Origin of the sequence: Mumia sp. (genome assembly GCF_028803055.1) — a bacterium.
Classification (GTDB): domain Bacteria; phylum Actinomycetota; class Actinomycetes; order Propionibacteriales; family Nocardioidaceae; genus Mumia.
In genome coordinates this window covers 1-12,702 of record NZ_JARBCJ010000095.1, presented here as the reverse complement: position 1 = coordinate 12,702, position 12,702 = coordinate 1, and the positions used below count along the sequence as shown (strand labels likewise).

The following is a 12,702-nucleotide window of genomic DNA, read 5'->3' as shown; positions in this document are numbered from 1 at the left end:
AGCATCCCGAGCGCGACCACGGTCGGGACGAGTGCGGAACCACCGTAGGAGATGAGCGGCAGAGGGATGCCGATGACCGGCAGCATGCCGAGCACCATCCCGATGTTGACGATCGTCTGGACCATCAGCCAGACGGTGATCCCGGCGGCCGCGAGGCGGCAGAACGGGTCGCGCGCCCGTCGCGCGATGCGGAAGCCGACGTAGGCCAGAAGGCCGAAGAGCAGCAGCACGCTGAGGGCTCCCACCAAGCCGAGCTCCTCGCCGATCACGGCGAACACGAAGTCGGTGTGGGCTCCCGGCAGCGAGCCCCACTTCTGCCGGCTATATCCGAGCCCTACCCCAAACCACTGGCCGGTCGCGAGCCCCATCAGTCCGTGGGCGGCCTGGTAGCCGCTGTTCTGGGCGTCGGCGAAGGGATCGGTGAACGAGGTGATGCGCTGCAGACGCTCTGCGCTGGAGCGCACGAACACCAGGACCACGGCACCGATGCCGAGGAGCGAGACCAGGAAGAGGCGTCCCGGAAGTCCGGCGACGAAGAGCAGGCCCAGGATGATCGCGAAGAGCACGAGCGCCGTACCGAGGTCGCGCTGCAGCACGACGAGCATCGCGACGAACCCCGTCACCGGCAGCATCGGCAGGAGGACGTGCTTCGGCTGGTGCAGCAGGCGCTGCTTGCGGGCGAAGAGGTCGGCCGTCCACAGCACGATCGCGAGCTTCGCGACCTCCGACGGCTGGATGAGGAACGGGCCTCCGAAGTCGAGCCAGTTCTGGTTGCCACGCACCTCCTCGCCCAGCGGGGTGAAGGTCAGGCCGAGCAGCACCAGGGCCAGCAGCAGCAACGGGTAGACGCACCATCGCATCGCGCGCAGCGGCATCTTCCACGCCACCAGGCCCAGCACGAGGGCCGCCACGAGGAAACCTCCCTGGCGGGCGGCGATGGCGTAGGGACTTCCGTTGTTGAGCTGGGAGGTGACCGAGCTGGCGCTGAGCACCATCACCATGCCGAAGCCGATGAGCAGGCCGGCGACCGCCAGCACGAGGTAGTAGGAGGTCAGGGGCTTCTCGAGGGTGTCGCGCAACGTCGCGACCCACGTGTGCCTGCCCGACCTCGCCACCGGTCGCCTCCCGCTCGTGTGCTCGTCGGGCGGCGGCGGTCTCACCGTCGCGTCGCCGCGTGCCTGGCCACGGCTGCGGCGAAGGAGTCGCCTCGCTCCGCGTAGCTCGTGAACTGGTCCAAGGACGCGCACCCCGGGGCGAGCAGCACCGTGTCGCCCGGCCGGGCGAACCGCACTGCCGCGTCCACGACGCGATCCATGAGCACATCCTTGCCCGCATCGACCTCGACGACCGGCACCTCCGGCGCGTGTCGCCGCAACGCGTCCCGGATCACGGCGCGGTCGGCGCCGATCAGCACCGCCGCCCGCAGCCGAGAGCCCGTGCGCTCGACGAGACCGTCGAACGTCGTGCCCTTGGCCTGTCCGCCGGCCACCCAGACGACCGAGGGGTACGCGAGGAGCGACCCGATCGCCGCGTGCGGGTTGGTGGCCTTGGAGTCGTCGACGAACGTGACGCCGTCGACCTCCGCGATCTGCTGGATCCGGTGGGCTCCGGGCTGGTAGGCCCGCAGCCCGTCGCGCACGGCGACGGGCGGCACCCCGTGGGCACGGGCGAGCGCGGCGGCCGCCAGTGCGTTGGCGACCACGTGAGGCGCGGGCGGCTCTCCCGCGGGACCGGCGAGGTCACCCAGCGTGGCAAGCTCTGCGGCGCTGGTCGTGCGCTCGGGGACGAAGGCGCGGTCGGCGAGCACGTCGTCGACCATGCCGACCATCCCGACCGACGGCACGCCGAGGGTGAACCCGATCGCGCGCGCGCCTTCCTGCACGTCGGCGTCGCGCACCAGACGCTCGGTGGCCGGGTCGTCGACGTTGTAGACGCACGCCCGCTCCACGTGCTCGTAGATCCTGCCCTTGTCACGGGCGTAGTCGGCCGGGCCACCGTGCCAGTCGAGGTGGTCGTCGGCGACGTTGAGCACGGCCGACGCCTCGCAGGCCAGGGATCGGGCGAAGTGCAGCTGGAAGCTCGACAGCTCCACGGCCAGCACGTCGTAGCCTGCGGGGTCCATCACCGCCTCGGTCACCGGGACCCCGATGTTGCCCACGGCGGGCGCACGGAGCCCGGCGGCAGCGAGGATCGACTCGAGCATCTGGACGGTGGTGGTCTTGCCGTTGGTGCCGGTGACCGCGAGCCAGGGTGCCGCGCCCGGTTCGCGCAACCGCCACGCGAGCTCGGGCTCGGACCAGACCGCGACGTCGCGGGCCTGCGCCGCCTCGGCGACGATCGGCGTGCGAGGTGGCAGTCCCGGGAACGGAACGAGGAGAGCGGCCCCGGCGGGCAGGGTCGCGGTCGCACCCGGACCCAGCCGCACCTCGGCCCCGAGCACCTCGAGGATGCCCGCCCGCTCGCGCAGGAGGTCGCCCTCGCCGTCGTCGAGGATGGTGACGCGCGCACCGACCTGCACCAGGGCGTCCGCGGCGGCGTAGCCGCTGGCGCCCAGGCCGGCGACGACGGCGTGCACCCCCTCCCACGAGTCGTGCCGTCCGAGGTGGTCCACAGAGGGCTCGGCGGTCACAGTCCGCTGACCCACTCGGAGTAGAAGATGCCCAGGCCGAGCGCTACGAAGAGCCCGCTGATGATCCAGAACCGGACGACGATGGTGATCTCGGCCCACCCCATCAGCTCGAAGTGGTGCTGCAGCGGCGCCATCCTGAACAGCCGCTTGCCCCCCGACATCTTGAACCACCCGACCTGGAGGATCACCGACAGCGTGATGATGACGAACAGGCCGCCGAGGACGAGGAGGAGGACCTCCGTACGGGTCATGATCGCGAAGCCGGCCATCGCGCCGCCCAGCGACAGCGACCCGGTGTCGCCCATGAAGATCTTGGCCGGTGAGGCGTTCCACCACAGGAAACCGAAGCAGGCGCCGGTGAGGGCGGCCGCGACCACGGCGAGGTCGAGCGGGTCTCGGACGTCGTAGCACTTGGGGCCGGGGTTGAAGGCGCACGACTGGTTGCTCTGCCAGAGGTTGATCAGCATGTAGGCGCCGAAGACCATCACGGACGCTCCGGTCGCGAGACCGTCGAGACCGTCGGTGAGGTTGACCGCGTTGCTGGTGCCCCAGATCATCACGAGCACCCAGATGACGATCAGCGCGGCGGGGACGGTCCACCCGGGGATGTCACGGATGAACGAGATGCCCTCGGAGATCGGGGTCCGACCGTTCGCGTCGGGGAAGCTGAGCGCGAGCAGGGCGAAGCTGAGCGCGACGAGCGCCTGCCCCGCCAGCTTTGCCTTGGACCGAAGACCGAGGCTGCGCTGCTTGATCACCTTGATGTAGTCGTCCAGGAACCCGACCAGCCCGAGCCCGACGAAGAGGTAGAGCAGCAGGACCGCTGAGGCCGACGGCACGCTCCCCGTGATCAGCTTGGCCAGCGCGTAGGCCAGGACGACCGAGATGATGATCACCAGGCCGCCCATGGTCGGCGTCCCGCGCTTGGTGTGGTGCGAGGTAGGACCGTCGTCGCGGATCAGCTGCCCGTAGCCCTTGCGGACGAGCAGACGGATCGCCAGCGGCGTGCCGAGCAACGTGCCGATCAGCCCGAAACCGCTGGCGATCAGAATGGCCCTCATCGACCGTCGTTCCCTTCGTCGTCGCGTCCTCCGCCGTCCTCGGGCTCGGTGCCCGCGACTCGTTCGTGCTGCGCCGGTGGCGAGAGCAGCGCGTCAGCCACCCGCTCCAGACCACTCGCGCGAGAGGCCTTCACCAGCACGATGTCACCCGGGCCGGCGTACGTCCGCAGCCACGCGACGGCGTCGTTGACGTCGTCGACGGCGACGGACGGAGCGCCGGCGGCGAGCACCGCCTCGTGGATCGGGCGTGCGCCCGACCCGACGGCGACCACGTGGGTGACACCGAGGTCCGCGGCGAGACTACCAACGTCGGAGTGGGCACGGTGAGACGCATCGCCGAGCTCGAGCATCTCTCCGAGGACGGCCACCACTCTCCCCTCTCCCCGCATCGCTGCCACCGCGCGCAGGGCGGCTGCCGTGGACTCCGGGTTGGCGTTGTAGGCGTCGTTGACGACCACGAGGCCGTCGTCGCCCACGAGGCGCTCCATCCGCCACGCCGAGCGCGTCGTGGCCGCACCGAGGGCGTCGCTCACGGTCGGAAGGTCCATGCCGACCGCGAGTGCCACCGCGGCCGCCGCAGCAGCGTTGGAGGCCTGGTGAGCACCGAGCAGCGGGACGTGGACCCCGACGCTCTCGTCGCCGGCGACCAGCCGGAAGCGAGGCTCGCCGTCGGGTCCGACGGCGAGGTCGCGCACCGCCACGTCGGCGTCGTCGGACATGCCGTAGGTCACCACCCGCGCCCTCGTGCGTGTCGCCATCGCCGCGACGGTCGCGTCGTCGGCGTTGAGCACCGCCACACCCTGCGGAGGAAGCGCTTCCACGAGCTCGCCCTTCGTGCGCGCGATCGTCTCCACCGACCCGAACTCACCCAGGTGGGCCGACCCGACGCTGAGGACGGCGCCGACGTCCGGGCGGGCGATCGCACACAGCTCGGCGATGTTGCCCAGCGCTCGCGCCCCCATCTCGACGACGAGGAACCGGGTGTCGGGGTCGGCGCGCAGCACGGTGAGCGGCACCCCCAGCTCGTTGTTGTAGTTGCCTGCGGTGGCCACGGTCGTCCCCGCACGGGTGAGGACCTGCGCCAGCAGGTCCTTCACACTGGTCTTGCCCTGCGACCCGGTCACCCCTATGACCGTGCAGCCGTCCAGCCGGTCGCGCACGTCGGCCGCGAGCGTGCCGAGCGCTCGGGTCACGTCGTCGACGACCACGCAGGGGCCGTCGACCCGGCGCTCGCCGAGGACGGCGGCGGCACCCGCCCGCAGCGCCGCGGGCGCGTATTCATGACCGTCGACGTGCTCGCCCCGGACGGCGACGAAGAGCCCTCCGGACGCGACGTCGCGCGAGTCGAGCGTGGCGGGGCCGGTGACGACCACGTCGTCGGAGTCGTAGGCCGTACCGCCGACGAGGTCGGCGACGCGGGCGAGCGAGGTCGCGATCACCCGTCTCTCCTCTCCCGGTCACGCAGCGCCTCGGCGACGACCTCGCGGTCGTCGAACCGGTGCACGACGTCGCCCACGACCTGTCCGCTCTCGTCGCCCTTGCCCGCCACGACGACCGTGTCGCCGGGCCGGGCGTCGGCGACGGCGTGGGCGATGGCCGCCCGTCGGTCGCCGATCTCGACCAGCGTCGCGGTGGCCCCGCGGAGGATGGCGTCCTGCGCCCCGGCCAGGATCGCGGCCCGGACCGCGGCCGGCTCTTCCGTGCGCGGGTTGTCGTCGGTGACCACCACCACGTCGGCGAGCTCAGCAGCGACGGCGCCCATCAGCGGGCGCTTGCCGGGGTCGCGGTCGCCGCCGGCGCCGACCACGACCAGCAGCCGCCCGGGGCCCAGCCCACGCAGGGACGCCAGCACCGCTCGGAGGGCGTCCGGCTTGTGCGCGTAGTCGACCAGGGCGACGAAGTCCTGACCCACGTCGACGGGCTCCATCCTGCCCGGCACGCCGGTGCAGGCGGCGATCCCGGCCAGCGCGTCGTCGACCGCACGGCCGGTCGCGGTGACGGCTGCGAGGACGGCGAGCGCGTTGGCGACGTTGAAGCGGCCCGGCAGGCCGACGACGAGCGTCCTCTCCTGACCGTCCGGTCCGACGACCTCTGCGGTCGAACCGGAGGGGGTGCTCTCCAACGACGCGACGCGCCAGTCGGCCTCCTCGCGCCCGTCCACCGAGACCGTGGTCACCGGGAGGGCGGTCTCCGCGGCCAGCCGACGGCCGTACGGGTCGTCCACGTCGACGACGGCGTGGCCGGCGTGCTCGGGAGTGAACAAAGACGCCTTGGCCGCGAAGTAGTCCTCGACGTCGGCGTGGAAGTCGAGGTGGTCGCGGCCCAGGTTGAGAAAGACCGCGACGTCGTAGACGACACCGTCGACGCGGTGCAGCGCGAGGGCGTGGCTGGAGACCTCCATCACGACCGCGTCGGCCCCGTGGTCGCGCATCACCGCGAAGAGCGCGTGCAGCGCCGGGGCCTCGGGAGTCGTCAGCGCCGAGCTGACCGGACGGTCCTCCAGGAAGGCGCCGGTCGTGCCGATCACGCCCACACGGTCGCCGCACGCCCGCAGCGCAGATGCCATCAGGAAGGCACTGGTCGTCTTGCCCTGCGTGCCCGTGATCCCGATCGTCGTCACGCTCTCGGCAGGCCAGCCGTAGACGTGCGCAGCGACGCGACCGAGCACCTCTCGGGGGTCGTCGACGCGGAGGACGGGCACGTCCACGCCGGCCTCGGAGAGAAGGTCGGCACCTGGCCCGTCGGTGAGCACGGCCACGGCGCCGGACGCCACGGCGTCCGCGGCGAAGCGCCCCCCGTGGGTTCGCATGCCCGGGAGCGCGGCGTAGAGGTCGCCGTCCCGCACGTCGCGCGACGACAGGGTGACACCGGTGACGACGCCTCCCGTACCGCCGACGAGGGTGGCGCCGACAGCCTCGGCGAGATCATCGAGAGCGACCGGGACCACCGAGGGCGGTCGCGTGTCGAGAGGGGTGAGAGGCTCAGAAGACATCGCAGCCGAGCGTATCGAGTCTCACCACTTGACCGGCGTCCTGGGCGCACGCGACCCGCTCGGCGCGATGCCGTAGCGCTGCAGGGACTGCTGCATGATGTCTCGGAAGACCGGGCCTGCCGTGCCGCTGCCCGATCCTCCCCCCTGCGGGTTGTCCAGCACGACGTAGGTGAGGAAGCGCGGCTTCTCCGCGGGCGCGAACCCGATGAACGACACGGTGTTCTCGCCGCGCACGTACCGCCCGGTGTCGGGGTTCACCCGCCAGGCGGTGCCGGTCTTCCCGGCGACCCGGTAGCCGGGGATCGACACGTTGGGCGCCGACCCCCGCGGCGAGGTGACCGCCTCCATCATCGTCGTGACCATCGACGCGGCCTCGGGCGAGACGACCTCACGGGACTCGGGCGCCTTCCGCGGGACCGTGGTGCCGTCGGCACGACGGACCTCGGTGACCAGGGTCGGGCTGGTGTAGCGGCCGCCGTTGGCGATCGCTGCGACCGCGGCGGTCTGCTGCATCGCCGTCACCGAGATCCCCTGACCGAACGAGATGGTCGCGTGCTGCGCCCTCGACCACCGCTCCGCCGGGGTGAGGATGCCTCGCGACTCCGAGGACAGCCCGACGCCCGTGGGCTGACCGAACCCGAACTTCGTCAGGTAGTCGTGCATCGTCGCGTCGTCCATCTGCTGGGCCAGGGCGATCGTGCCGAGGTTGGACGACTTCGCCACCACACCCGCGGCGGTGAGCCGCAGGCGTCCGTGGTCCCACCAGTCGCTGATCGTGAACCCGTCGAGACGCAGCTCGCTGGGCACCCGGACCTTGGTCTGCGGCGTCACGAGACCGGCGTCGGCGAGCGCGGCCATCGTGACGACCTTCTGCACCGAGCCCGGCTCGTAGACGTTCTGCACGGCGCGGTTGTTCATCGACGCCGGCGTGACGGTCGAGCGGTCCTCGGCGTCGAACGTCGGGAGCTGCGACAGCTGCAGCACCTGCATCGTCTCGAGGTCGACCGTGATCGCGACGCCCCAGTCGGAGTCGCTCGCGCGCACGGCCGCGGCGAGACGCTTGTCGGCGTACCACTGGAGGTCGCGGTCGATCGTGGTCACCACGTCGGCGCCAGGCACCGCCTCCTTCATCGTCTGACGCGCCAGCGGGATGCGTACCCCCTTGGGGGAGGTCTCGTAGGTCGCCTTGCCGTCGCTGCCCGTCAGGTCGTCGTCGAACGCCTTCTCCAGCCCGCTGGTGCCCTCGCCCGTCTCACCCGAGACCAGGCCGATCAGCGTGGCGCCGAGAGTGCCACCGGGGTACGTCCGGACCGCGTCGCGCTCCGTCGTCACACCGTTGAGGAGGCCAGCGTCGGCGAGCTTCGCCATCGCGCTGCTGGCCTGGTAGGCCGGGACCTTGCGGGCGACGTAGACGAACTGCGTCCCCTCGCGTCGCAGCTTCGTCACCGTGTCGAAGTAGTCGACGCCCAGCTCCGCGGCGAGGATGCTCGCAATCTCGGTGGCCGGCTTGGCGGTGAACCTCGGGTTGGCGATGATCGACTGCGCGTCGAGCGAGGTGGCCAGAGGTTCACCGTCGCGGTCGAGGATCCGCCCACGGTCGGCGTGCAGCACCGTCGGCTGCACCGTCTCCTTCAGAGCACGCTCGGCGTACGCGTTCGCGTCGACACCCTGGATCTGGAAGAGGCGGCCGGCGAAGATCACGAGGAGGGTCGCGACGACCACGAAGCAGAAGCGCGCACGGTTGCGGACCGCCGGACTCACTCGCGGGCTCCCACGGCGGCCGGCGACGGCCCTCCGACCCCGGAAGGGCTCTCGCCCCGGGCGGCGGGCTCCGGGTCGCCGACGACCTTCCCGTCGGAGAGTCGCAGGAAGACGGGAGTCGTGTTGGGCACCATGCCGAGCTCTGCGGCTCGCTCCGCGAGTGCCGCCGGGGTCGCACGCTCCTCGACCTCGAGGGACAGCTGGGCGTGCCTGCTCTGCAGCGTCTCCGCCTCCTTCTCCAGCTCGGCGAGCTGGAAGGCGCCGTTCTGCATCGAGGTGTTGAGGAGCAGCAGACCGACGAGCCCACCGGCGAGCAGGGTGACCACGAGGAGCACGAAGGGCGCGCGCGGCGAACGGGGGCGAGCGGCCGGGACGACGCGCAGGGGACTGCGCGTCGGCTGCGGACGACCCGGCGCCCGGCGCGGAGCGCTGTGGACGACACTCATGCTGCCTCCTTCACTCGCTCGACGACGCGAAGCCTGACGGGCTTCGCGCGGGGGTTCTGCTCGATCTCGGCCTCCGACGCCGTCTCGGCGCCGCGGGTGACGAGTCGGAACCGGGGCTCGAGGGCCTCGGGGACGACGGGGAGTCCTGGCGGGACGTCCAGCCGGGTGACCTTCGCGAACGCCTGCTTGACGATCCGGTCCTCGAGGGAGTGGTAGGCCATGGACACGACGCGACCACCGAGGCCGACCGCGTCCAGCGCGGCCGGGACAGCACGCCGGAGCACGCCGAGCTCGTCGTTCACCTCGATGCGCAGTGCCTGGAAGGTCCGCTTGGCGGGGTTTCCGCCGGTGCGCATCGCCGCCGCGGGGAGGGCCTCGCGGACCAGCGCCACCAGTTCGTCGCTCGTGCGCAGGGGTGCTTCGGCCCGCCTCCGTACGATCGCGTCGGCGATCCGCCCCGCGTGCTTCTCCTCGCCGTAGGTCCGCAGGATGCGGGCCAGGTCGTCCCGGCTGTAGGTCTCGAGGACCTCCGCCGCGGTCGTCCCCTCACTCCCCATGCGCATGTCGAGCGGAGCAGGGCGGGAGTACGAGAAGCCGCGCTCGTCGAGGTCGAGCTGCATCGAGGAGACGCCCAGGTCGAACAGGACGGCATCGACGTGGGAGCGCCCGGCCTCGGCGATCGCCTCCTCGAGCTGGTCGTACACCCCCTCGAAGAAGGTCACCCGGTCTCCGAAGGGAGCGAGGCGCTCGCGAGAGCGCCGGAGGGCCTCGGGATCACGGTCGATCCCGATCAGCTGCACGCCGGCGAAGCGCGACAGCACCGCCTCCGCGTGCCCGCCCAGGCCCAGCGTCGCGTCGACCAGGACCGCGTCGCTTCCGGCCAGGGCGGGCGCGAGGAGCTCGACCGTCCGATCCAGCAGCACCGGTACGTGCTTCGTCTCACCCATGCGTCCCGGCCCCGGGACGTCCGACCACCATCTCGACCCCTCGTTCCGTGTGGTTCAGCGTTGTGTGCGCCTCGATCCGCTACCCGTGCGGTCTGATCGCGGGTGGTTCGTCCGGCCAGGTCCCTGGCCGCTTGCCCTGGGAAGTCACCTCTTGGCACCGGGGAAGTGGAGCCAGGAGGTGGAGCAAGCGGCCCAGAGGCCTCGACGGACGAGCCTCTAGAGCAGTCCCTCGATCACCTCCTCCGAGAGGGTCGCGAAGCTCTCCTCCTGCTCGTCGGAGTACTCCGCCCAGCGTGCGGCGTCCCAGATCTCGACCCGCTCCATCGCCCCGACGACCACGCAGTCGCGGTCGAGCCGGGCGTAGTCACGCAGAGGTCCCGGGACGGTGATGCGGCCTTGCTTGTCGGGAACCTCGTCCGAGGCGCCCGAGAACAGGACGCGGACGAAGTCGCGAGTGGCCTTGTTGGTGAACGGCGTCTTGCTGATCCGGTCGCTGAACTCCTGGAAGCTCGCCTGCGGCCAGACGTAGATGCAGCGGTCCTGCCCCTTCGTCAGCACGAGACCCTCCGTGAGCCGGTCGCGGAACTTGGCGGGGAGGAACAGGCGACCCTTGTCGTCGAGTCGAGGCGTGTATGTGCCGAAGAACATCGCACCGCACACTCCCTCGTCTCGCGCCGCCGAACCGGACACCCGAGGACCCGAAAGTCGATGACCGGCTGTTGCTCCACTTTGCGCCACCATACTCCACAACGCACCACGAATGCCGATCTTGCACGTCGGCGCGCCCTCCTGACGCCGTCGCGCACGAGAGGGCAGGTCAGGCGTCGATGCCTCGCGATCGCTGGAATCCCAGGCACTCCCCTGGCCGTGGCGCAGAGGATGGGGAAGAGTGGAGGAGAAGTGGAGGACGAGAGCGCGCGCTCCGCGTTCCGAGGTGGCCCGTTGGGACGCGCGGGTAGTCTCGGAACCTCCGGGGGGTGATCGCGTCATCTCCCGACCGAGCCCCGCTGGAGCCCCAGGAGACTGCCGTGACGACGACACCTCGCCGAGAGCCGGCCGCCCCTCCCGCGCCGGACCAGACCGACGAGCTCGTCGTCGCCGCGCAGCGTCTGGTGGACAACGTCGGGACGGTGATCGTCGGCAAGGCCGACGTCGTCCGCACCGCCGTCATCGTGCTCCTCGCCGGCGGACATCTCCTCCTCGAGGACGTCCCCGGAGTCGGCAAGACGATGCTCAGCAAGGCGCTCGCGCGATCCATCGACGGGTCGATGCGGCGGATCCAGTTCACTCCCGACCTACTCCCCAGCGACGTCACCGGCTCGTCGGTCTGGGATCCGGCGACCCGCACCTTCGAGTTCCGGCAGGGCGCGGTGTTCGGCAACGTGGTCGTCGGAGACGAGATCAACCGCGCGTCCCCCAAGACGCAGTCGGCGCTCCTGGAGTGCATGGAGGAGCGTCAGGTCACCGTCGACGGCACCTCGTACCCGCTCGACGACCCGTTCATGGTCGTCGCCACCCAGAACCCGCTGGAGATGGAGGGCACATACCCGCTGCCCGAGGCGCAGCGTGACCGGTTCATGGCCCGCGTGGCGATGGGCTACCCGTCCGCCGATGCCGAGGCGGCGATGCTGCGCGAGCACGGCAGCACCGACCCTCTCGCCGACCTCGTCCCGGTGACCGACGTCAAGCAGGTGGCCGACCTCGTCGCCACCGTGCGCACCGTCCACGTCGCGCCCGCCATCGAGAAGTACGCCGTCGCGCTCACGACCGCGACCCGCTCCTCGCCCCGCCTGCGGCTCGGCGCCTCCCCGCGCGCCACGCTGCACCTCGTGCGTGCGGCTCGCGCACGCGCTGCGCTGGAGCGGCGTCCGTACGTCCTGCCCGACGACGTCTCGACCCTGGCCGTCCCGGTGCTCGCTCACCGTCTGCTCCTGTCCCCCGACGCCGTCGTCGCGGGTTGGCAGGCTGCCGACGTCGTCCGCGAGGTCCTGTCCGACGTCCGCGTGCCCGACCCTGGGCGATGACGTGCGCTCGACGCTCGGTGCTCTGACGTCGCGCGGCCGCGCGTTCCTGGCCGCGGGGACCACCGTGGTGCTCGGGGGCATGTTCCTGGGACTCGACCTCCTGGTCCGCATCGGCGCCCTCGCGCTCGCGCTGCCGCTGCTGGCGGTCATCGCGGTCGCTCACAGCCGGAGCACGGTGGGCGCCAGCCGCGAGGTGTCGCCGGCGCGGGTGCCTGCGGGCACGGACGTCGACGTGTCGCTCGACCTTTCCGGCCGTGGTCGAGGCACGTCGGGCACCCTCCTCCTGGAGGACCGGCTGCCCGACGCCCTGGGGGGCGACCGCCGCTTCGCCGTCGACACGGTCGGAGCGCGGTGGCAGTGCCCGGCCCGTTATCGACTGGTTCCTCGGCGGCGCGGCTTCTATTCCCTGGGTCCCCTGTCGGTCCGGGTCGGAGACCCCTTCGGCTTCCTGTCCGTCCGCAAGACCTTCCACACCACGACGCCCCTCGTCGTCACCCCCACCATCCACCCGCTCGGCCGGCTGTGGGCGGGAGGCGTGGGGACCGAACAGGGAGAGCACCGGGTCCGGCTCGGCTCGAACGGACGCCCCGATGACGCCTCCGTACGCGAGTACCGCATCGGCGACGACCTCCGCCGCATCCACTGGCGCACGACGGCGCGGACCGGCGAGCTGATGGTCCGCCGCGAGGAGGAGGGTCGCCACGCCGACGTCACCGTCTACCTCGACACCCGCCGCCACGTCCACCGCCCTGGCTCGGACGGCTCCTTCGAGTGGGCGGTGTCGGCAGCCGCCTCGGTCGTCGCCCACTTCGCCGGCAACGGGTGGGACGTCCGTCTGATCA

Annotated in this window: 11 protein-coding genes; 2 read left to right on the top strand and 9 right to left on the bottom strand. The window is 71.5% G+C overall.

All coding sequences use genetic code 11. From position 1 onward, the window contains the following. The 9 genes from ftsW to mraZ form a co-directional block, all read right to left on the bottom strand. A partial coding sequence (gene ftsW / locus PV363_RS10580; RefSeq protein ID WP_301022302.1) for a putative lipid II flippase FtsW occupies positions 1 to 1,115 on the bottom strand: 1,115 nt, incomplete at its 3' end. Positions 1,116 to 1,156: 41 nt separating this feature from the next. Next, on the bottom strand, positions 1,157 to 2,611 hold the full coding sequence (gene murD, locus PV363_RS10575) for a UDP-N-acetylmuramoyl-L-alanine--D-glutamate ligase (RefSeq protein ID WP_220344389.1): 1,455 nt from the start codon (positions 2,609 to 2,611) through the stop codon (positions 1,157 to 1,159). A 14-nt stretch (positions 2,612 to 2,625) separates the two neighbouring features. Continuing rightward, complete coding sequence (gene mraY, locus PV363_RS10570; RefSeq protein WP_220344388.1) at positions 2,626 to 3,690, bottom strand: phospho-N-acetylmuramoyl-pentapeptide-transferase; 1,065 nt, start codon at positions 3,688 to 3,690, stop codon at positions 2,626 to 2,628. Next, the gene (gene murF, locus PV363_RS10565) at positions 3,687 to 5,129 is read right to left on the bottom strand and encodes a UDP-N-acetylmuramoyl-tripeptide--D-alanyl-D-alanine ligase (protein ID WP_301022301.1); all 1,443 of its coding nucleotides are present in this window, start codon (positions 5,127 to 5,129) and stop codon (positions 3,687 to 3,689) included. Before murF ends, mraY begins: the two co-directional genes overlap by 4 nt. Beyond that, entirely contained in the window at positions 5,126 to 6,682 is a 1,557-nt protein-coding gene (locus tag PV363_RS10560) for a UDP-N-acetylmuramoyl-L-alanyl-D-glutamate--2,6-diaminopimelate ligase (RefSeq protein ID WP_301022300.1), read from the bottom strand. The genes murF and PV363_RS10560 overlap by 4 nt, the downstream gene beginning before the upstream one ends. Before the next feature lie 21 nt (positions 6,683 to 6,703). After that, entirely contained in the window at positions 6,704 to 8,443 is a 1,740-nt protein-coding gene (locus tag PV363_RS10555; protein WP_220365773.1) for a penicillin-binding protein 2, read from the bottom strand. Continuing rightward, on the bottom strand, positions 8,440 to 8,889 hold the full coding sequence (locus PV363_RS10550; protein WP_220344384.1) for a hypothetical protein: 450 nt from the start codon (positions 8,887 to 8,889) through the stop codon (positions 8,440 to 8,442). Before PV363_RS10550 ends, PV363_RS10555 begins: the two co-directional genes overlap by 4 nt. Beyond that, positions 8,886 to 9,836 carry a 16S rRNA (cytosine(1402)-N(4))-methyltransferase RsmH gene (gene rsmH / locus PV363_RS10545; protein ID WP_220347048.1) on the bottom strand — a complete coding sequence of 317 codons (951 nt, stop codon included), beginning with the start codon at positions 9,834 to 9,836 and terminating at the stop codon, positions 8,886 to 8,888. Before rsmH ends, PV363_RS10550 begins: the two co-directional genes overlap by 4 nt. A 216-nt stretch (positions 9,837 to 10,052) precedes the next feature. Further along, entirely contained in the window at positions 10,053 to 10,484 is a 432-nt protein-coding gene (gene mraZ, locus PV363_RS10540; RefSeq protein WP_220344382.1) for a division/cell wall cluster transcriptional repressor MraZ, read from the bottom strand. Positions 10,485 to 10,945: 461 nt separating this feature from the next. Between mraZ and PV363_RS10535 the strand changes: the two genes are divergently transcribed. Then, positions 10,946 to 11,860, top strand: coding sequence for an AAA family ATPase (locus PV363_RS10535; protein WP_255559483.1), 915 nt, complete (start codon positions 10,946 to 10,948; stop codon positions 11,858 to 11,860). A gap of 1 nt (position 11,861) precedes the next feature. Then, positions 11,862 to 12,702 (top strand): DUF58 domain-containing protein (locus PV363_RS10530; RefSeq protein WP_301022299.1); only part of this gene is annotated, 841 nt, incomplete at its 3' end.

What these genes read in the sequence shown, in the direction of transcription:
- mraY (WP_220344388.1), bottom strand. Translation starts at nt 3,690, where the DNA reads ATGAGGGCCATTCTGATCGCCAGCGGTTTCGGGCTGATCGGCACGTTG.
- PV363_RS10560 (WP_301022300.1), bottom strand. Translation starts at nt 6,682, where the DNA reads ATGTCTTCTGAGCCTCTCACCCCTCTCGACACGCGACCGCCCTCGGTG.
- PV363_RS10550 (WP_220344384.1), bottom strand. Translation starts at nt 8,889, where the DNA reads ATGAGTGTCGTCCACAGCGCTCCGCGCCGGGCGCCGGGTCGTCCGCAG.
- rsmH (WP_220347048.1), bottom strand. Translation starts at nt 9,836, where the DNA reads ATGGGTGAGACGAAGCACGTACCGGTGCTGCTGGATCGGACGGTCGAG.
- mraZ (WP_220344382.1), bottom strand. Translation starts at nt 10,484, where the DNA reads ATGTTCTTCGGCACATACACGCCTCGACTCGACGACAAGGGTCGCCTG.